Source organism: Paenibacillus auburnensis (assembly GCF_927798115.1).
Classification (GTDB): Bacteria; Bacillota; Bacilli; order Paenibacillales; family Paenibacillaceae; genus Paenibacillus_AQ; species Paenibacillus_AQ auburnensis.
This window is the reverse complement of sequence record NZ_CAKMMG010000009.1, coordinates 136443-158280: the sequence shown is the minus strand read 5'-3', so window position 1 is coordinate 158280 and position 21838 is coordinate 136443. Positions and strand designations below refer to the sequence as shown.

The window sequence follows — 21838 nt, the reverse complement described above, 5'->3', positions numbered from 1 at the left end:
GGAAAGGAGCAGCCGCATGAGTGTAAGTATTGTAGTTCCTATGTACAATTTAGAGCATTATGTAACGCCCTTGCTGCATTCACTCCTGGAGCAGAGCGAGAAGCGGTTCGAAGTGATTCTGGTCGACGACGGGTCTACCGACAGGACCTATGCGGTCGTGAACAGCTTCCTGGAGCAGTATCCCGGTCTTCAGGCCAAGCTGATCCGCACAGCCAACGCCGGCGTCAGCGCCGCCAGAAACACCGGACTAGCCGCAGCTGCCGGGGATTATGTGCTATTCCTGGACGGAGATGATTATGCCGACAGCAGCCTGGTACGGAGGATCGTCAGCTCTGCCGGGCCGGACGTGATCTGCTGGGGCTACAACCTGGTCCGTGAGGATCAGTCAACGATAGTAAGCTTCACTTCTGCCGCGAGCGATACTACGGGCAGCGAAGCACTGCAGAGTATTTTTATGCACAAAAGCCTGAGAATCTGGACCGGCAGCATTGCCTACAAACGCAGCTTCCTGCTTGATCACGGCATCCTCTATACGGAGCGCTGTGTAAACGGCGAGGATCAGGAGTTTATCTATAAAGCCTTATCCAGAGCTGTACGGGTAGTCTCTATCCCGGAGGTTCTGTCTTATTATGTACAGCGGACTTCCTCCATTACCGGTACGTATAATGTAAGCAAGTTCGATGTGGTCGCTGCCTTTAAACGGGTGGATGAATATTTCAGAGCCCATCCCTTCAGTGAAGCCGCCGCTATATCGGAGCTGCTGATGAACAGGGAAATGACCGAGAACTATTTCTACAACCTGAAAACCTGTCTGAACGGCACTACCGGAGCGGATATCCGCAGCCTGCTTGAAGATATCGGGCGCGCTTATCCCGGATTACCCCAGGAGATGAAGCTGATTATGAAGCACTACCAGGGAGATGACCGGCAGCTTGCCCTGCACATCAAGGCCTTCTTAATTTCCCCGCCTTTATACGCGCGGTTGATCCGCTTAGACCGGAGCTGGATCCAGTTCAAACACAAGCTCAAAACCGTGATTTCTAGAAAGGAAATTAAGATATGAAGAAGATGATGATCTACGCATATACAGAGTTCAACCTCGGCGACGATTTATTCATTAAGGTACTCTGCGAACGTTACCCGGATACCCGCTTTATGATTATTGCTCCGCGTCTTTACAAGCTGGTCTTCAAGGACATTAAGAACCTCAAGGTCTATGCTTCCGATTCCGTGCTGTTCCGGGGCGTTAACTATGTCTTCCGCAAGCTGAAGCTGCATCCTAATTTTGTGCAGAGGCTGCTCGGGGATCAATCTGATGGAACCGTGCATATCGGCGGGTCTATTTTTATGCAGGGCGAGGGTTGGGCGGAATATGTGGCTGCTGCCGAGGATGTCCGCAACAAGAGCAAACCTTACTATCTCATGGGCGCCAATTTCGGCCCGTTTACCGATGAGGGATATGTCCAGCACTACCGGAAGGTGTTCCCGGAATATACAGACGTCTGCTTCAGAGAGCAGTACTCCTATGATCTGTTCAAGGATCTGGACAATGTGCGGATGGCTCCGGATATTATTTTCCAGCTAAAATATGACGGTGCTGAACCCGCAGCGGAGAAGAACGGCGGCCAAGGCAGGACGATTGCGATCTCAGTAATCAAGCCCTCCTCCAAGGCTTTAACAGGGTTTGACGACCTCTATTATGAAAAAATGAAAGATGTTGCAATCCATTTCATTCAGCAGGGCTATGCCGTGCATTTCATGTCGTTCTGCCAGCACGAGGGTGACCAGGAGGCGATTACGCATATTCTTGGCCTCATCCCCGCTGAGTATCAGGGACAGACCCATGTGCATCTCTATAAAACAGATATTGATGACATTCTCGCGGCGCTATCGGATGCCAGCTTTATCGTCGCCTCCAGATTCCATGCGATGATTCTCGGCTGGGTCTTCGGCAAACCGGTCTTCCCGATCGCCTACAGCAAAAAAATGATCAACGTCATGCAGGACGCCTATTTTGACGGCAAATATACGGATTTCGCCCATTTGGCGGAGCTTACTCCGGAAATGGTCTATGAGAGCATGGCCACGAATACAATCGATGTGACTTTACAGGCCAACCAGGCCCAGAAGCATTTCGAACAATTGGACGCCTATCTGTCTCCGGCACCGTTTGCCCTGGAAGGGAGACGCAGCTATGAAAGCTAAACGGAGTATGCTGAACCTGGGCTTCGGTCTTGCCAGCCAGGTGATCACCATTATTCTCGGCTTCTTCATCCCGCGGCTGATTATGGTCAACTACGGCTCGGAAGCGAACGGTCTGATCGCCTCAATTGTGCAGATTATCAGCTATTTCGCCCTGCTTGAAGCCGGAATCGGCGCAGCTTCGCTGCAGGCCCTCTATAAGCCTATTGCCGCGGGTGACCGCGGGCATATCAATTCGATACTCGCTGCCTCGTCCAGCTACTACAAAAAAACCGGGATTTATTATTTTATCTCTGTTGTCCTGCTGGCCGTCATTTATCCGCTTGTTATCCATTCGGAGATCAGCGGTATAGCGATTATGGCGATTATTCTCTTCTCAGGCCTTGGCGGAGCGATCAATTATTATTTTCAGGGTAAATTCCGCATCCTGCTGATCGCCGAGGGCAAAAGCTATGTAGAGACCTCTATCGTCACGATTGCGAACATTCTCAACAATGTGGTGCGGATCATCCTGCTGCTGCAGGGTGTAAACATTATCGCCGTGCAGGCCTCCTTCTTCGTGCTGACGCTGCTGCAGATCGTTGCGTTCTACTACTATTCGCGGAAGCATTATAAGTGGATTGATCTGAACCAGAAGCCGGACTTCGCTGCCATCGGGCAAAAAAACTCGGTTATGGTGCATGAAATCTCCTATCTCGTCTTCCGCAATACGGATGTGCTGATTCTGACGATCTTCACCAACCTGAAAATTGTCAGCATCTACGTGATGTACAATATGATCTTCACCATTGTCGACAACATCGTCCAGACGGTGAACGGAAGCATCAAATCCGCGCTGGGGCAGAGCTATCATGAAGGCAAAGAGGCTTTTGTAAAGTTCTACGATGCCTACGAGGTATATTTCATGGGCCTGATCTTCTCCATCCTGACCGTAGTGTACATTGTAATTCTACCGTTCATGCGCCTGTACACCGCCGGGGTCAACGATGTGAACTATATTAATTTCTGGCTTCCGGTCCTGTTCGTGGTCATCAAGCTGCTGACAAATGCCCGGACCTCGTCCAACAATCTGATTACGATCGCCGGACACTTCCGCAATACCCAGTTCCGTTCGATTCTCGAATCGGCGATCAACCTGGGGGCTTCGGTTATTTTCGTGATCTTCTTCGGCATTTACGGCGTGCTGATGGGCACGATCGCTGCGCTCTTATACCGTTCGATCGATATTATCGTCTATGCCAACAGAGTACTGCTGGAGCGCAGCCCTTGGGTGACTTTCCGCCGCTGGCTGACCAATGTCGCTGTGTTCGCCGCTATTGTTTTTGCAGCTAACCTCATCGATATCAAAATGACCTCGTACACCACCGTCATTCTGTGGAGCGTGCTGCTGGGTATTATCATCCTGCCCCTCTATTTCCTAATCGGCTCCATGATGGAGCGGGAAGTCTCCCGCTACGCCTGGGGTTACGCCAAAAGCGCCCTCACCAAGCTGCGGCTTAAGCGCAAGGTTGCGGCGGGGCAAAGAGCCGAGGCTTAACTGTAATAACTTTTTAAACAAGAACCATACCTTTAGGAGGGCTGAATATGGATCACAGCGAAGGATTGCATCAGGCCGGCTACCGATTACTGCATCAGCTCCATAACGATATTCAACATCCGCCCGCACGGGGGCTGTCCCGCGAAGACATCGTCACCAAATGCCGGAATATTAGCAGCGGAGCAGCCAATAACGCGGAGAAAGATGCGCTGGAGACGTTAACTGGAGTCATTGAAGCCTACTTGTCAGGGCGTGCCTCGGCGGATGCGCTGCAGTTCTATTGTTCGGAGCAGTTCAATACGGACACTGGCAAAGAGTTCCCGGAGCTCCTGTCCGGGCTTGAGAAGCTGCGGATAACTGCACCGGAGAGCCAGCCTACAGCATCCGCCGACCCGGCCAGCCTTCCCAAGATTAGCGTGATTATCACAACATATAATAGAAAAGACTTCCTGAACCAGGCGATTAACAGTATTCTGCGCCAGGATTATCCCCATAAAGAAATCACCGTCATCGATGACTGCTCCAGCGACGGAACGGATGCCATGATGGCAGCAAGCTTCGGGGAGGAACCGCGTGTCATCTATATGCGCAGCGAAACCAATCAGGGGCCGGGGAACAACCGGCGCAAGGCGTTCGCCGCTCACGGCAACGGAGAGTACATCCTGTTCCTGGACGATGATGACTATCTCATTGACTCCAGCTACTTCAGCAGGGCCGTAAGCTTCCATAAGCTCCACCCGGAGATCTCCTTTGTCGCGGCGAATGTCTTCATGGAATATTCCAAGACGCAGCAGCTCAAAATCTCCAGCCTGGGACTGCGCAGCATCACGCCTAAGCAGGACTATTTTAAAAATTTCGAGCAAAAAAACTATCCCAAACCCGCCTCCACGCTCACAACCATCTTCAAGCGGGAAGCGCTGATGGCGCTGGATATCCTGAATATGAACATGGTCAACGACGCTTCGATCTATCTGCGCGCGCTGCTGATCGGCGATGCCGGATTTATCGACACGATTGCCGGAGTTTACCGGATCCACGGCAACAACATTACCTTCAATCTCAGCCAGTCCTTCCTGATCGAGAATCTGGAGGAGAAGCGGCTGATCCGCAACATGGCCATTGAACGCTACGGCTACAGCAAGGCGGAAATGAACGAGTGGTTCAACCATAATGTCTATGACACCATCTCGTATTATCTGATGAACTCGGCCAAAAGCCATACCGATTTCAAGTTCATGTACAGCTGGGCCAGCACCCATTGCCCCAAAGCCTACAGCCAGCTCAAACGCGAGTTCCGCACCAAGCTGATGAAAAAGCAGCTGCTGCGCGTTTCTTTTGTAAGAACGCTATTGAACCGGTAACTGCCGGCTGCGGATCAGCTCCATATCGCTCACACAGAAGACACCCTTAGGGTGTCTTTTTTAGTAACTTATGTAATTTTTCGAGATCAAAATACGTTATATTGTAAGAAAATAAGAGGACAAGAGCAAAAAAACCGGCACCCTCCTTATTCAGAAGATGCCGGATTATCATTTAAGCTTCCTTCAGCAGCTGATCGAGCAGTCCGAACGTCTCTTTCAGCTTGGTTTTGGAAATCCCGCCGTACAAATCGCCGATGTTCAGCTCATAATAACAGGAGTTTGCTCCGGTTTCCTTCAGCCTTGCGGCAAGGGCTACACCCGTCTGCGCACACACTTCGATTAGAATCAGCTCTGCCTGCTCTTTGGACAGGGCAAAATGGACATGGAACATGTTCGACACCGGGACTTCCGGGAGCGTAGACACCTTGTCGCAAGCGTTGAACAGAGCCGCAAGCTCCTTGGCTTCTGTGTAATACTGAGCCATCCGGCCCGCCCGTTGCCGGTAGTAATATTGTGCTGGAATAATATACGGATACAGGCTGATCAGATCGCCGCCATGCCGCCGCTTCCAGATCTTAGACTCCTCTGTAAAGTCCTTGCTGCCCGCGAGAATCGCCCCGGCGATGCCGCCTATGCCTTTGTAGAAGGAGATATATACGCTGTCGAACAGCCCGCAGACCTCTGCCGCAGTCTTCCCGTAATACGGCAGTACCTCCAGCAGCCGGGCCCCGTCCAGATGCAGAATAATCCCCTGCTCACGGCAATAGGCGGAGATGGCTTCAAGCTCAGCATAATCCGGCAGCTGGCCGCCGATCTCACGCTGCGGCAGCTCGAGAAGCAGGCAGGCAATATCCTCTCCAATATTCCGCACATCCTCCAGCGTAATCAGACGGTCCTTGTCAGCGAGCAGTACCGGCTTGATATGATGCAGCTCCTTCAGCCCGTCCTGCTCATGAATCTCCAAATGGCACAAAGGATGATAGGCGACAGTCTTCAGCCCTTTGCGGTCACACCAGATCCGGAGAGCAATCTGCTGAGCCATCGTTCCGCTCGGGAAGAAGACCGCTGATTCTTTGCCGAGAACGCCTGCTATTTCCGCCTGGAAATCCTCGATGACTGCGCCGTCCCCGTATATATCACTGCCAATATTTCCTTCGGCAGCGGCAAATGCTTGTTTCAGCACCTGCACATCCCGTTTCCCGTGCCCCGCTAATTGAATCTCTGCTCCGTTAAAGGCCTCCATCAATGTTATCTGTTCTTGCATAAGGGCAAATTCTCCTCTCAGGTACGCTAAATTGAACAATGTTCTAAAATTATAACATTTCACGGCAATTTTCTAAATTCCAAGCAGAAACAGCTTTAAAACCTATAATTTCTTATATTTTTTTAAAAAATTCACGTTTTAGTACCGGTATCCGAGGTGAAATAAGTTGACCGCTGTGCTACAATATTGGAATTGCAAAGGCAATAGCTTAGGGAGGTTTATTACAACACCATGCTTATTATTGGTATCGCCGGCGGGACTGGTTCCGGCAAAACAACGGTAGCCCGCTCCGTTATTAACCGTCTCGGAACTGACAAAGTGACGTTCATATCTCAGGATAACTACTATAAAGACCATTCCTATCTCAGCCTCGAAGAACGCGGAGCAATCAATTACGATCATCCGCTGGCTTTTGACACGGAATTGCTGATTGAGCATCTCGATTGTCTGAAGTCAGGACAAGCCGCCTATGCTCCGGTGTATGATTTCACCACGCATGCCCGCTTTACAGACAAGACCGTTGAGCTGAAGCCCAACAACATTGTTATTGTGGAAGGACTGCATGTGCTGTCCGACGAGAAGCTGCGGACACAGCTGAACATTAAGGTATTCGTTGATACTGACCCGGATGTACGGATTCTGCGCCGGGTGCTGCGCGATATCGAGGAACGCGGACGGACGATCCGTTCGATCCACACGCAATATCTGACAACGGTGAAACCTATGCACGAGGCGTTTATTGAGCCATCCAAGAAATACGCAGACCTCATCATCCCCGAAGGCGGGCAAAATGAAGTCGGCATCGAGCTATTGTCGGTATTGACCGCGAAATATTTGTCGGGCGATCAGCAGTGGAACGGAAGCACACGTTAAGGCATAACGGTTTTAAGTTTGGGACAGACAGCTGCTGTGAGCAATCATGGCAGCTGTCTTTTTCTTTGTCCGCTTTTATGGGAAATTGATCACACCATCTGCTTAATATGCCAGAATAATGTCATTATACTTAACATAAAAGGCAATTATATCGGCTTGGCGGATCAATAATCATTAAAAAACACAGGCTTACGTAATATTTATTGACTGGTAGCGCTTTATTATCAAAAATAACTGTTGATTATTCCCGGCCCATCCTCTATGATATTGTCATCAGGATGATAATAAAGTTTAAGCGCTTAAACTTTATGTATTTTATTCCAACAAGTACCGAGCTTATCCGACTTTTATTTGCAACAAAAGTTAAAGCGCTTAAACTTTATTGATGAAAGGTTGGTGTGACCGTGATTAAGAGTGAAAGCCGGCGGCAGACGTTCTACATGTACATGTTCATATCGCCGTGGCTCATCGGCTTCCTTGTCTTCGCCCTTTACCCCATCTTATCTTCACTCTACTACAGCTTCACTGATTATGACATTATCCATCCGCCCAGGTTCATCGGCCTGGCCAACTACACTGAGATGTTCGACAGTGAACTGTTCTGGAAGTCTGTAACGGTCACGCTGAAATACACCTTCATTAGTGTACCTGTACAGCTGCTTCTGGCCCTCGGCTTCGCGCTGCTGCTGAATCAGACCCTTCCCCTGCGCGGGTTCTTCCGGACTGCGATGTATTTTCCCAGCATGGTCTCGGGGGTGGCGATGTCACTGCTCTGGTATTGGATCTTTAACCCGCAGATCGGACTCTTCAATTATATGCTCTCCTGGTTCGGCATTCCCGGCCCGGCGTGGCTGATGAGTCCCGACACTGCATTATACGCACTCATTATCATGTCCTTCTGGACCGCCGGAGCAGGGATGATCCTCTTCCTGGCCGGACTGCAGGGTGTTCCGGGCAGCCTGATTGAAGCCGCCAGGCTCGATGGGGCGGGACGCTTGCGGATTTTTGTAAATATTACGCTGCCGATGATCTCCCCGGTCCTGCTGTTCCAGCTGATTATGGGTCTGATCGACTCCTTCCAGGTCTTTACCCAGGCATTTGTCATGACGCAGGGCGGTCCCAATTACTCCACCTGGTTCTACGTCTACAATCTGTACACCAGCGCCTTCAAGGAATACCGCGCCGGCTACTCTTCTGCGCTGGCCTGGGTGCTGCTGATCGTAGTCATGCTGTTCACGGCCGTCATTATGAAGCTGTCTAACCGTTATGTTCACTATGAAGGAGGCGGACGCCGATGAGTATCGTCAAAGCTGCCAGCTCCCGGGCACCTTCATCCCTGGCACACCGCCGGAAGGCTGACCCGGTCAAGATCGCCAGCTTCGCAGCCCTGCTGATTACAACCTTTCTGATGCTGCTGCCGCTGTTCTTCATGGTCTCTACCTCACTGAAATCGAAGCGCGAAATGCTGAAATTTCCGCCGACCTTTCTGCCGGAGAGCTGGGCCTGGAGCAATTACACAGAGATTTTTGATACGCTGCAGTTCGGTACGCTGTACAAGAACAGTCTGATTATCGGGGTCCTCACCGTCATTGGCACGCTGCTGTCCTCGGCGCTGGTCGCTTACGGATTCGCCAGATACCGCGGCAGAGGCAACCAGCTCTGGTTCATTCTGCTACTTAGCACAATGATGCTGCCTTATCCGGCGATCATGATTCCACAATTCGTGCTCTTCTCCAAAATGCAGTGGATCGACACCTTCCTGCCGCTGGTCGTACCCGCCTTCTTCGGCTCGGCGTATAACATTTTTCTGCTGCGCCAGTTCTTCTCCACACTGCCGGAGGAGCTGTTCGACGCCGGAAGGATCGATGGCTGCGGCGAGCTGCGGATGTGGCGGACGATTGCACTCCCACTTTCGGCTCCGGCGCTGGCAACCGTGGCGATCTTTGCTTTTATCTACAGCTGGAATGATCTCCTGACCCCGGTGCTCTACTTGAGCTCCTCGGACAAATTCACGCTTCCGGTCGGGATGGCCTCACTCACCTCCTCCCGGTTCCGTATCCCGCCGTGGCACCTTTTAATGGTCGCCTCCGTGCTGGCGATGGTGCCGATTGTCACCCTGTTCGCAATCGCCCAGAAGCAGTTCGTGGAAGGCATAGTACTTACAGGCATCAAGTAATCTCCGCTGCTCTTGCCAGCGGCCCAATACTCTTGAAATGATGGAGGGATTCTGGATGAATAAGAACACCATGAGGAAACGGTCCGCATTGCTGCTGGCCGCATTGTTGACTACAGCGGCGGCTTTGTCCGGCTGCGGCGGGGGCAAATCGGCAGGCAATGTGGCGACAGGCAGCGGAAACACCGGTAACAGCGGCGGCTCAGACGAACAAGTGACGATTACGCATTATACGATTGATTCCGAGGACCGCACCTTCATCGAGAAGCTGATTCCTGATTTTGAGAAGGAGCATCCGAATATCAAGGTCAAAGTGGAAAAAGCGCCCTACGAGCAGTTCGACAGCAAGCTGCAGACCCTGATTGCCGGAGGCAAATCTCCCGATGTCACCAGCCACTACGGATACGGCGGTTTTGCCGAATATTACAACAAAGATATGCTGCTCGATCTGACCGACCTGATAGCCGAAGACGGGTTCAAAGCCGAGGATTACCATATCCCGGACAATCTGATGAAAATCTATACGGTCAATAACCATACCTACGGCATCCCGGTGAATATGTACGTCACGCTTATGCTGTACAACAAGGATATGTTCGATGCAGCGAAGCTCTCCTATCCGCCAAGTGATTACGAGGACAAGAGCTGGACGTTTGAGAAAATGGTCGAAGAAGCCAAACAGATGACTGTAGTGTCGGACGATATCACCAAAACCCAATACGGGGTTGACTTTACCTGGGCTGAACGCGACATGCGGCCGCTGTATTTCGGAGCTGAGCCGTACTCTGAGGATACGTGGACTAACGGGGGCGTACCTTCTGAGACGCATTTTGACTCACCGGAGGTTATTGCTGCTTACCAGAAATTATTCGATCTGGTCTTTAAGGACAAAGTATCACCTACCTCCGAGTGGAGCAAAAGTGTAGCGGGCCAGAACGGCGACCCCTTCGTAGCCGGCAAAATCGGCATGTCGATCGGCGGCTCCTGGAATCTGGCAGGTGCGAATGATTTTCCGTTCAAAATCGGTGTAGCCGCTGTCCCATGGGGCGGTAATGATAAAGTGCGGAGCACCTTGTATGTTGACCCGCTGCTGATTCTAAAAGGCTCGAAGCATCCGAAGGAAGCTTTTGAATGGATCAAGTTCCTGATGACGACCGAGGTTCAGGAGAAATCCATCGAGCTGAGCGGCGGCAACCCGCCGGTGAACACCGAGGCAGCGGAAGCATACTATAAGCATTTTGACGGCATCGATCCTGCGGATGTGAAAAAGGTGTACGAAGGTGCGGTCAAATACGGCTATGAATCCTACAACCATCTGATCACCAACTATTCGCAGATCAACGACATGTTCATCAATGAGCTCCAGCCGGTCGAGACCGGCCACAAATCACTCAAGGAAGTAATGCCGGTCATTCAGAGCAAGGTCACCGAGATTATCAAGCGGTAACACCTTTAGCAGAACATTTCCCGACCCTGTATACTGGAGGTAGTATTATAGCTTCGGAAAATCACCGCAAGGAGCGCTGGAGATGAAAGTAAGTATATTTGATGTAGCCAAAAAATCGGGATTGTCCGTTGTTACCGTATCCCGTGTATTAAACGGTGCCGGATCCGTGCGGGAAAACAACCGGCAGAAGGTGCTCGATGCGATCAGGGAGCTGGACTACCGGCCGAGCGCGGCTGCCCGCAGTCTGGCCAGCGGCAAGACCGGAATTATCGGTCTGATCGTAACGACGCTGCAGGATTCCTTCTTCGATGCAGTGGTCAAAGAGCTGAACGAGGTGCTTGCGCTGCACGGGTATTTCCTGGCCATCTCCATCTCTACAGGTATGGAAGGCGGCGACAATCATTACCTGATCCAGGAGGACCGGGTAGACGGACTGATTCTGCTATCGCCGATGGAGGAAGACAATTATCTCGTGGAGCTGAAACGCCGGGGTATTCCCTATGTGCTGATCGATAATCAGCAGGAGAGCAATGATGCCTACTCGGTTACCATCGACAATGTCAAAGGCGGCTATGCCGCAGCCAGCCATCTGCTGGAGCTGGGGCATACCTCCATCGCCCATCTCTGCGGGCACGAGATGTTCCGCAGCACGCGCGAGCGGCGCAGCGGCTTCCTGCAGGCGCTGCAGGAGAAAGGGCTGGAGCCGTTCGAAATTGTACACGGGGATTTCGATATCGGCATGGGTTATGACACGGGCAAACGCTGGCTCCGGGAGGGGAAGCTGCCCACGGCAGTATTCGCCGGCGATGACAACATCGCGCTCGGCCTGATCAATGCCCTAATGGAGGCCGGCATCTCTGTGCCGGAAGAGGTGGCCGTGGTCGGCTATGACGACCACTATATTGCTTCACAGCTCCGCCCGCATCTGACCACGCTGCGCCAGCCTGCCGACAAGATCGGGCTGGCCGCAGCCGATATGCTGCTGCGGCGGATTAACGGCAATATGAAGCGGGGCGCCAGCATCCGGATTGATCCGGAGCTGATTGTGCGGGAATCGACTGCCGGGAAGTAGGCTTCCCGGGTGCACGACTGTCGGAATGCACGAGTACACGAGTACACGACTGTCCGATTGCATGAGTACACGACTGTCCAACTGCCCGAGTACACGACGTGCACGCCAAACGCCCGGTTTAAGTATTAGTTGGATTTCCTCCATCTAATTCCACCGTTTTTTATCATTTGCGATGATTAGCTGGAAAATCTCCATCTGTTTCGGATCATCCATCCCTTCGGGGCCGAATTCGGTTCAATAAAGTGGAGTTTTTCCTACTAGCATCCCAATTCTATGGATTAAAGGAGAAATAAGAGGAGAAATTCCACTTCATTGGAATAGCACGCACATCAATGAAGGATTGCTCACAAAACTTTAGGAGTGACGACCATTGGCTTACTATATGGGGATCGATGGGGGCGGAAGTAAAACCTATGCCCTGCTGACCGATGCCGCGGGCAATGTGCTCGGCAAGGGCAGGAGCGGCAACGGTAATCACCAGACTGGCGCGCAGGAAGCCGCCGCGAATATCCGTGCAGCAGCGTTTGCCGCACTGGCGGAGGCCGGGCTCGGGCTTGAGGATGTTAGGCATACCTATCTCGGGCTCGCCGGAGCCGACCGCAAGACGGACTACGACATCCTCCATCCGCTGGTCCGCAGCATCGGATTCAGCAGCTATACGATTGGCGGGGACACGATGATCGGCCTCCGGGCGGGCACGAACCGCCCATACGGGGTCGCCCTGATCTGCGGCACCGGCACCAATGCCGCAGGACGTAACCGTGAAGGCCAGCACTTCCAGTGCGGCGGCTTCGATTATATGTACGGCGACTTCGGCGGCGGCGGCGCGCTGAATGTCGAGGTGTTCCGCACCGTGATCCGTGCCTGGGACGGGCGCGAAGCTCCAACCCTGCTGACGGCAGCGCTGCTGGAGCTGCTGGGCTACAAGTCGGTCGGAGACATGTACAACGACTTCCTCGACCATGGCAAATCCGTGCCGCTGGATGCGGCGCGCCTGCTGTTCCCGGCGGCAGCGGCGGGCGATGCAGCCGCGCTTGCCATCCTGCACCGGCAGGGTGCCGAGCTGGGCAAGTCGGCAGCGGCCGTGATCCGCAGGCTGGGCATGGAGCATGACGTCTTCGACGTCGTGCTGGCCGGCAGCCTGCTGACCCGGGGGGACCGCGGCTGGATCCGCGGGCCGATTGAACAGGCTGTGCGCGAAGCCGCGCCGCACGCCTCTGTTGTTACCTTGACCACAGAGCCTGTGGTCGGTGCGGTATGGTCTGCGCTGGAAAGTGACGGCCTCAGCATCACCAGTGAAATCTATGACAAAATGCGTACCTTTCAAGAATTCGAACCCATTCCGATAACAACCAGACAGGAGTGATTCATCTTGGCAGCTAACCAAGGACTCAAAATCGCCGTGATCGGCGGCGGCTCTTCCTATACACCCGAACTGATCGAAGGCTTCATTCTCCATCATAAAGAGCTTCCTGTGACTGAGCTGTGGCTCGTAGATATTGAGCCCGGCCTGCGTAAGCTGAACATCGTCGGCAGCCTGGCTAAACGGATGGTGCAGGAATCGGGTCTGCCGATTACAGTCCATCTGACGACTGACCGCCGCGAGGCGATTGCCGGTGCCGACTTCGTCAGCACCCAGATCCGCGTCGGCATGCTGGACGCGCGCGCCCGCGATGAGTCTATTCCGCTCAAATACGGCGTCATCGGCCAGGAAACGACCGGCCCGGGCGGAATGATGAAAGCGCTGCGCACCATTCCCGTAATCCTCGATATCTGCCGGGATATCGAAGAGCTCGCTCCTGATGCCTGGCTGCTGAACTTCACCAACCCGGCGGGAATGGTGACTGAAGCGGTACTAAGATACTCGAAGGTGAAGAGCATCGGCCTCTGCAATGCGCCGATCGGGCTGATCAAGCAGGTATCAGCGAAATACAATGCCGCGCCGGACCGGATTTATGCCGAGTTCGTCGGGCTTAATCATCTGCACTGGATTACCCGGATTGATGTCGAGGGTGAAGACAAGCTGGATGAGATGCTGGCCGATACGGCTGGCTACAGCGCGAAGAACGTCCCTGCGCGGGAATGGAATCCCGAATTCCTGCAGTCCCTGCGTGCTCTGCCCTCTTATTATCTGAAATATTTCTACATGACCGACGCCATGCTCGAAGAGCAGCTGACTTCCGCCAAGCAGGGTGCAAACCGTGCCGAAGTGGTCAAACGCGTTGAGGAAGAGCTGTTCGAAATCTACAGCAATTTGGAGCTGAAGGAGAAGCCGAAGCAGCTGGAACAGCGCGGCGGTGCCTTTTATTCTGAAGCCGCCGTCAACCTGATGCGCTCACTGCATAACGGCACGAATGATATTCAGACACTGAACGTGGCGAACCGCAGCATTCTCAGCTTTTTGCCGGAGGATGCCAGCATTGAGGTCAACTGTGTCGTCACAAAGACCGGGCCGCTGCCGCTGCCGCTGACCAGGAATCCGCCGATGGCTAAGGGGCTGATCCATGCCGTGAAGACGTATGAGCAGCTGGCGATTGACGCAGCCGTTACCGGCGACCGCAGCCTGGCGATCCAGGCGCTCGCCCATCATCCGCTCGTGCCTTCCGTAGAGGTGGCCATCACCATGCTGGATGAAATGCTGGAGGCGAACAGGGAGTATCTGCCGAATTTTTTTGCCGGTAAAGAAGCGGCTTCGGCTGCCGCTGAATAATATGAACAAAGAGACCCCCTCTTTGCAGATTCAACTCTGCGATAGAGGAAGTCTCTTTTTTTATATCGGTCATCAATAATTCTCCAGCCCGTTGCTCATGCCGCCAATCATGGAGAGCGAAAGATCCAGTGCTTTATCGCGTTCGCCGCTCTTGAGATAATAAGACAACAGCTTGCGCTCATACCGCTCGATGGCGTAGGTGTCACCATTGCTGCGGAAATGCGGCAGGGCTTCCTCTTCAATATAACGGTAATACGGCTGCCAATCCTCTTTCAACGACAACATAAGCAGGTTAAAGTTAATCGCCCGGTTGTCTGTACGCTCTGTCGCCAGTGTCAGCCCTTGATAGGTTAATGCAAGCAATTCGGACACGGGAAGGCGCTTGGCGCCCATGCAGGAAGTGATATAGCAGTCAAGCACAGTAAGGTAGAACGAATGGTCCGGCCCGCTGATCAGCTCCATCACCTGTTCGAACAGGTCTGCCGCTTCGTCGTACAGTCCCCGGCGCATATGCTCAAAGGCAAGGTTATGGAGCAGCTTGTACTTGCGGTCGATAGAGCCGCATAGCTCACAGGCTTTGATCAGATTTTCGTAAGATTGCTTCGCTATCGAGAAATAATGCGGTTCGTTCACACTCAGCTGAATCAGCAAAAGAGTCTCGGTATCGATAATCCGCACCAGATTAAGTGTCTTGCGGAAATATTGCAGCGCTTTTTCCCCGTAATAATAGGCGATAATATTGGAATGAATCGAATGATACGCAAGCGCCAGATGATAGAAATACTCCTGTTCGGTATACTCCGGCTCGTCAATCTCCGTCAAAACGCCGATACATTCCAGGAATTTACCCGACAAAAAATAATAGATTCCCTGAAGATGCTTGAAATAGTTGCGCACGTAGGGCGAAGCATATTCATCCTTTCCAATATCCCGGATAAGCCCGGAAGCAGGCTTCAAGTCATTGTTATATAAATAGTAACGGGTCAACAGCAGAGGATACGGGATTTTGTAATCGGGCAAATCTTTGAGTGTTTCCTGCTCTATCTGCTCCTTCAGGATCTCCGCTTCTTTCGTCCGCTGCATTACCATCGCATCATGCCATTCGTTTAACTTGCGCTGGGTCATATGGAAACGTTCTATCTCTGTAGCCATATTGATGTTGAGTCGCCCGCACAGTAAATCGATGATTTCGGAGGAATACTCGGTGATGCCCCGCTCTATTTTGCTTAGATGAGTCACTGAGCAAATCCCATGACCAAGCTCACGTTGGGTTAATTGCTGCTTCTCCCGGTAGTGCTTGATGATTTTCCCCTCAGTCATTCTTAAGTCCTCTTTTCCATTAAAGTACAGCAGTAAGCTCTCTTTATTATACAACGGTAAAGACAGATTCAAGAGTTATTCCATTAAAAAAAGCCGGGTGGTTACCGCTCTTGCAGCGATAATCCCCCGGCTTTTTGCCTACATATTAAAAATTGATATTACTTGCCTGCCGCAGTCAACAGATTATAAATGGTCTGCGCTGTTTCGGCCCGGCTTGCCGCCGCCTTCGGAGCGAACAGCCCGCTCGCATGCCCGGACATAATTCCCAGGCCTGCTGCCTCTTGGATGCTCGCCGCCGCCCAGGAAGAGATGGACGATTGATCCTTGTACACCTGAGTATTGGCCGAAGCCCCAGCTTGTTTTGCAGCCGCATAGTTATAAGCCTTAACTGCAATAACTGCCATTTCTTCACGGGTAATGCTCTGATCAGGTGCAAACGCGGTCTGCGTAATGCCGTTCACCAGTCCGGCCCCATGCGCCGCAGCCACTTCATCCGCATACCAGGCGTCTGCCGGAACATCGCTGAAGTGCGTATCCGCTGCAGCCGTATGCAATCCCAACGCTCTTACAATCATCGCCACGAATTCAGCCCGTGTTGTCTTGGCATCCGGAGCGAACAGCGTTTCCGACTGGCCGGTTACGATGTGCTTCGCCGACAGTGCTTTGACCGCTCCGGCAGCCCAATGGGAAGCCGTAAGATCGGTAAAGCTCTTGTCATATGCCAATACACCGTAAGTGCTGAAATGGCTGACCCCTGCAGTTACCGTATGCTGTGCTGCATTCACCTTACCACCTGCATATTCCCAGGCAGAGGTCTGTTCGTTCAGATAGTAGATACCTGCCAGATCCGCTTTCAGATCAGGATTGTATGACAGGGTTAGCTGTATTTCTTTCGGGAAGGTTGCAAGGCGCACTTCTTCGCCATTCGCCTTCTTATAGAAGAGGCTGAAATCATATACGCCGCCTGCCGTCAGTGCCACACCCGCTTCAGCAGGTGCAGGCGTTGCCGCCTTAGCTGCAATATTCAAGTAGATATTGCCCTGCTTATTGTCGTTGGCCTGCGCTGCAAGTGCCTGCAGCACCTCAGACGGAATAGTTACCATTGCAGCATCCATGTGTACTGCCAGGCTGCTGCCCTTGAGCAGCTCCCCGGCATTGGCCGGCAGTTTCACCGGAACGCCCGCTTTGCCGTCAACTGTTGCTATACCGTTAGTGACAGCCGCCAAATCGGAGGCCGGCACAGTTTGCTCAGTAACCACAACCGGAGCAGCTCCGGTATTGCTGCTGCCTGTATTGCTTGTGTTGCCAGTATTGCCGTTGCCTGTATCAGTACCGCCTCCGGTATCACCACCGCCGTTATTGGTGCCGCCTCCGTTATCGGTTCCACCGCCATTGTCGGTGCCGCCTCCGTTATCGGTTCCACCGCCATTGTCGGTGCCGCCTCCGTTATCGGTGCCGCCTCCGTTGTCGGTTCCACCGCCATTGTCAGTGCCGCCTCCATTGTCGGTGCCGCCGCCGTTATTAGGCATGCCGTTCTTGATTTGCTCCAGTATCTCGTCCAGGCCAATCCCGCCAATTTTGTCCTGAGGAACCGCATCTACAGCGGCATTCTGGCCAAGTGACAGGAAGTTCTTCACGATGAACCCGATATCCGTATCATCCACAATTCCGTCCTGGTTGATGTCTGATTGTGGATCACTTGTCCCGTAAGCCAGTCCCGCCTGCTGTAAATCGTTAATATCGATGACTTCATCGCCGTTGACGTCCCCGGCCAGCGAGCCGTGCAGGGACAACAGCTGCTGCGAGCCGATCAGCTTGCCGTCTTCAATCTTGTAAGCAGTGCTTGAGCGGCTGATAGAAGTGTGTCCCGGCGCTTTGAAGGTTACTTTGATTACCTCGTCTGAGACAGGAATCGATTTAAGATCATATTGAGCATTCCGGTCCACGGTTGCCGTATATTTTTTGCCGGATTCAGTTTCCGCAGATACTTTGAAATTCATCTTGCTGTAATCCTTGCCAAACTCCAAATATTCCCCGTTAACCAGGAAGGCTTCCGGGCTTAAATAGCCATAGAACCGTGAAGTCTTGGATACGAAATCCATATAATCCGTTGTATACGACGGAGTATATACGGCTTCTTCCGTCCCGGCTTGAGTCACGAAGAGATCCGTTGCCAGAATCGTGGCCACCTTATTATAGTAGGTGTCGCCAGTTACTTTATATTTCAGCTTCAGGAACGGTACATCGCCATCGATCCCGGTAAGGTTCTCGCCTTGCAGTTTTACTTTTACGCTGCTGTAGAAATCTCTGATATCATCCTGGAGCTCCACGGTAGCCCCCTGCTTCGCCGCCAGTGCCTTGAATTCATCCGTGACATCCAGCGATTCCAGTTTGAAGTTCCCGGTAAGTTCCTGAAGTGTAAACTCCGCCCCGGTGAATGCTTTCAGATTATTCATGTTGATCGTCGCAGTAAAGGTATCGCCTGTTTTTACCGTTTCCCGGTCCAGTTCAGTAAGTGCATAAGTGGTGTCCGGGGTCAGATATACATATTTATTGCCCAGCCAAGTCGTACCTACCGTAGCAATATCCCAGCCGAAGAGCCGGAGTTCATAAGGTTCCGATGCGAAGTCTTCCTTCGTTATCCCGTAACGGAAGTCGCCGTTCTCATCAGCTTTAAAGTAACCGGACATGAACGGACTTCCGTATTCATAAAAGCTTACCGTATTGTCGCTTTGATCATAGGAATATCCTGCCTCTTGCAGCGGCTTCACACTGCTGTCCGCAATGTTCCCGTGTACCCAAATGGCAGAAATATCTTTGCCGTCGTACGTTTCTGTCGTGAACAGCGAATCATCGACTTCAATGACCCGTGGAGTCAGCAAAGCCGTGTCTCCGGCAGCATTCGTGGTCTTAAGCGAAAGTTCCGGTGCCGTATTATCCACCAGTGTCATTGGAGAACTCTGATGATAAATTGCACCGTCTGCATCTCTGGACAGCACTTCTAACGTATAAGCACCCTCCTTAACAAATCGGGCAATATCAGAGATGCCGCCGTCTTCAGTGAACGGATAGACATATCCTTTGAACATATTGAACAGGAACAGCTCCTTGCCTAACGCAAGGCCTGAAGCATCCATAGTACCCAGGAAACCGAGCACTTCTCCGGTTTTGTAATCCTTAAGATAGACATCTAATGTCTCCATCGGACTCTTCAGCGCAAAGTAAGCTACTGTAACCCAGTTGGAGTAGGAATGCATCACATAGTTGTTAGAGATAGCCGGCGGGTCCATCTGGAAGTAACCGATCCCTTTACCGGATACCCGGACGAGCAGCGGCAACTGGTAATGGTCCGCAGCATCTGCTTTATTGACCACGTGGATGTACCCTTCATAGGTTCCCTCCGGTACCGTATCATCCACCAGCAGCTCGGCATTAAAAGTTTCACGGGTGCCTGCAGGCACGGTTACTTCATTAGTGCCCAGGGTAATCGGCACGTCCGTGAGAAATTCCAGTTCCAGACGGTAACTCTTGTCGCTGTCCCCCCGGTTGTCCAGTTCGAGCGTCTTGCTGGCTTTTGCAGTCTCCTCGTCCTCGGTATACACGCTTCCGAAGTTCAGGGAACCGGTAATATCCGCGATTTCGACATACTGATTATCAGCAGAAACGCTGGTCGTTGTATCCAGGACCTTAACCGTTGTATCTGCATGAACTGCGCGGTAAGCATCGACCCGACCTGCGCCGACTTCGTACACCGAATAATCCTTGTTCAGGTCGACGCTTGTATTCATCAGAGCCGTCTTCACATCAAAAGGTGTATACTCCGGATGCGCCTGCAGCATCAATGCAGCGATACCGGTAACATGCGGAGTCGCCATGGAAGTACCCGACATCCGCGTATAAGCAATATCATAATTACTCTGGTTCACCGGATCATTCATATATACCGGATAGGTGGAGAATACGGCTACACCTGGAGCTACCAGGTCAGGCTTGATATCATCCGTTCCCGACACCGGTCCCCGTGAGCTGAAATCAGCGAGCTTATCTCCTGCGGACAGTCCTTCATCTGCCGCCGTGAAGCTGATATATGGCTTGCCCATTTTCTTGAGGCTCTCGCCTTCCGCCTGCTGAATCTGGAAGGTTGGGACAAACCCGGACGCCTCACCCAGATAATTATCGATATAACCAGTTGTATTATTATAGATAATAACCGCGGCTGCACCTGCTTTGGCCGCATTCTTAATCTTGACGTTCAGGCCGATTTCTCCGCGCATGATAAGTGCTGCTTTGCCGGCTACATCCAGGCCGGTGAAGTTATCAGCCTTGCCAAGGCCTGCATATACGATCTCCATCTCCGAACCGACGATACTGCTTGGTTCATAGTTGAACTCTTCGCCAAACAGCTTCATAGTAAGCGGTTGATAGACCGTATCTGTCACAGCGGCTGCTGCCTCCCCTTCCTTTACCGGGTGGGCCGCATCATACACAGAAGCCGTTACTGAAGGAATGGTAATCGGTACGCTCGAGGCCCCAATGGTGATCCCGAGGGCGCTGGCCCCCGGTGTGCCAAGCGTTCCGGCTGCCGGACCGTCATTACCTGCAGCAATCACGCTGACAACTCCGGCCAGCATAGCGTTGTTAATGGCAATGGAGGTTGGATCAAGCGGATCATTCAACTTCGAACCGAGGGACAGGTTGATAACATCCATGCCGTCCTGAACGGCCTTGTCAATCCCGGCGATAATGCCGCTGTTCGCGCCTGATCCATAAGGTCCAAGGACACGGTAAGAGTATAGCTCTACGCCGGGTGCCACACCTTTAACGGCATAATCCACATCATTGGCCTGCTGGCCGGCAATGGTTCCGGAAACATGGGTACCGTGGGCCGTGAAGTATTCCGTCTCGGATTCCGGCTCGCCGGCGGCGATCCAGTCATCATATGTCGTTTCCATCGGATCTGCATCATTGTCGATAAAGTCCCAACCCTTGACGGTAGCCGGATCAACAGCAGCCGGATCTTCGCCTTCGGTTTTACGGTATCCATGATAGACGCCTGTTAAATCGGGATGATTATAATCAATCCCCGTATCCAGAACCCCTACCTTGATGCCTTTGCCGGTAATGCCTTCGGCCTGCAGCTTGTCCACTCCGATAAATGGAACGCTGTCCATCATCAAGGGATTGATTGCCGCCGCCTCTTCTCCTGCAGACTCATCCATAACATCGTCTGCTGTGAGATCGGTAGGCACCAGCGTATCGTCCGGCAGCTCAACCTTGGCATCGTTCCAGATCTTCTTGACTACACCGGACTGGGCCAAATCCTGTACGGCAATCCCCGGCAGAGTCAGCGCCACACCGTTGAAGGCATCACGGTACTCCTGGCTGACCGATATGCGAGAAGGACTATAGGCGAGTGCACTGCGGCTTACCTGCAGCTTGTTTAGGAAAGCCTTGAAATCCTTATGCGACTGCTCTACCTGATCCTCCGCAGAGGTCAAGGAAAACGAACGCGCAGTGGCAGCTCCCTTCAGGCTGGCTACTGCCGCCGGCTCGGGCTTGAACTGGACGATAACATGGACAAGATCCGTGCTCTTGGTATCGATGTCAGACGAGATGATAGGCCCCGTACTGGCACTAAGCTGTTCCAGCGCCTGTCTCTGTGCAGGAGTCAGGCTCTCCAGAATAGCTGCTGCCTGCTCGGAGGTAACTGTTGTACTGCCGCTGGACGGTGCCGCGTACACCGCGGGCGCCAGTAAAGTGGAAACTAGAAGTCCGCCTGCAACGGTGCCGGAAAACCAGCGGTTCATTTTTTTGTGCTTCATTAGATTCCTCCTTGACCCAATTTTTTAACTTACTATAATCTGTAGGATTTTTGCTGT

At 52.4% G+C, this 21838-nt stretch carries 14 protein-coding genes; 11 read left to right on the top strand and 3 right to left on the bottom strand.

From position 1 onward, the window contains the following. The first annotated feature begins 16 nt into the window (after positions 1–16). From L6H70_RS23425 to L6H70_RS23410, 4 genes are read left to right on the top strand one after another with little or no spacing between them, the layout of a single operon-like run. The gene (locus L6H70_RS23425) at positions 17–1063 is read left to right on the top strand and encodes a glycosyltransferase family 2 protein (RefSeq protein WP_236336562.1); all 1047 of its coding nucleotides are present in this window, start codon (positions 17–19) and stop codon (positions 1061–1063) included. After that, the gene (locus tag L6H70_RS23420) at positions 1060–2205 is read left to right on the top strand and encodes a polysaccharide pyruvyl transferase family protein (protein WP_236336561.1); all 1146 of its coding nucleotides are present in this window, start codon (positions 1060–1062) and stop codon (positions 2203–2205) included. Before L6H70_RS23425 ends, L6H70_RS23420 begins: the two co-directional genes overlap by 4 nt. Beyond that, the gene (locus L6H70_RS23415) at positions 2195–3739 is read left to right on the top strand and encodes a lipopolysaccharide biosynthesis protein (RefSeq protein WP_236336560.1); all 1545 of its coding nucleotides are present in this window, start codon (positions 2195–2197) and stop codon (positions 3737–3739) included. The genes L6H70_RS23420 and L6H70_RS23415 overlap by 11 nt, the downstream gene beginning before the upstream one ends. A gap of 47 nt (positions 3740–3786) precedes the next feature. Beyond that, the gene (locus L6H70_RS23410) at positions 3787–5100 is read left to right on the top strand and encodes a glycosyltransferase family 2 protein (protein WP_236336559.1); all 1314 of its coding nucleotides are present in this window, start codon (positions 3787–3789) and stop codon (positions 5098–5100) included. Positions 5101–5272: 172 nt separating this feature from the next. Here L6H70_RS23410 and L6H70_RS23405 read toward each other — a convergent pair whose 3' ends face one another. Beyond that, positions 5273–6364 carry a threonine aldolase family protein gene (locus L6H70_RS23405; protein ID WP_236336558.1) on the bottom strand — a complete coding sequence of 364 codons (1092 nt, stop codon included), beginning with the start codon at positions 6362–6364 and terminating at the stop codon, positions 5273–5275. Between the two features lie 231 nt (positions 6365–6595). On the opposite strand from L6H70_RS23405, the gene udk reads away from it, so the two are divergent. The 7 genes from udk (at position 6596) to L6H70_RS23370 (ending at position 14639) form a co-directional block, all read left to right on the top strand. Further along, the gene (gene udk / locus L6H70_RS23400) at positions 6596–7237 is read left to right on the top strand and encodes a uridine kinase (protein WP_054943298.1); all 642 of its coding nucleotides are present in this window, start codon (positions 6596–6598) and stop codon (positions 7235–7237) included. A gap of 440 nt (positions 7238–7677) precedes the next feature. After that, positions 7678–8535, top strand: coding sequence for a carbohydrate ABC transporter permease (locus L6H70_RS23395; protein WP_423802878.1), 858 nt, complete (start codon positions 7678–7680; stop codon positions 8533–8535). Next, positions 8532–9413 (top strand): carbohydrate ABC transporter permease, encoded by an 882-nt coding sequence (locus L6H70_RS23390; RefSeq protein WP_236336556.1) that lies wholly within the window; start codon positions 8532–8534, stop codon positions 9411–9413. The genes L6H70_RS23395 and L6H70_RS23390 overlap by 4 nt, the downstream gene beginning before the upstream one ends. A 55-nt stretch (positions 9414–9468) precedes the next feature. Next, on the top strand, positions 9469–10857 hold the full coding sequence (locus L6H70_RS23385) for an ABC transporter substrate-binding protein (protein WP_236336555.1): 1389 nt from the start codon (positions 9469–9471) through the stop codon (positions 10855–10857). 82 nt (positions 10858–10939) lie between these two features. Further along, positions 10940–11929, top strand: coding sequence for a LacI family DNA-binding transcriptional regulator (locus L6H70_RS23380; RefSeq protein WP_236336554.1), 990 nt, complete (start codon positions 10940–10942; stop codon positions 11927–11929). Positions 11930–12311: 382 nt separating this feature from the next. Beyond that, on the top strand, positions 12312–13295 hold the full coding sequence (locus L6H70_RS23375; protein WP_341482758.1) for an N-acetylglucosamine kinase: 984 nt from the start codon (positions 12312–12314) through the stop codon (positions 13293–13295). 6 nt (positions 13296–13301) lie between these two features. Next, positions 13302–14639 carry a 6-phospho-beta-glucosidase gene (locus L6H70_RS23370; RefSeq protein ID WP_236336552.1) on the top strand — a complete coding sequence of 446 codons (1338 nt, stop codon included), beginning with the start codon at positions 13302–13304 and terminating at the stop codon, positions 14637–14639. A gap of 72 nt (positions 14640–14711) precedes the next feature. Here L6H70_RS23370 and L6H70_RS23365 read toward each other — a convergent pair whose 3' ends face one another. Then, entirely contained in the window at positions 14712–15959 is a 1248-nt protein-coding gene (locus tag L6H70_RS23365) for a helix-turn-helix domain-containing protein (protein ID WP_236336551.1), read from the bottom strand. Positions 15960–16117: 158 nt separating this feature from the next. Then, complete coding sequence (locus L6H70_RS23360) at positions 16118–21781, bottom strand: S8 family serine peptidase (RefSeq protein ID WP_236336550.1); 5664 nt, start codon at positions 21779–21781, stop codon at positions 16118–16120. Positions 21782–21838: the final 57 nt, after the last annotated feature.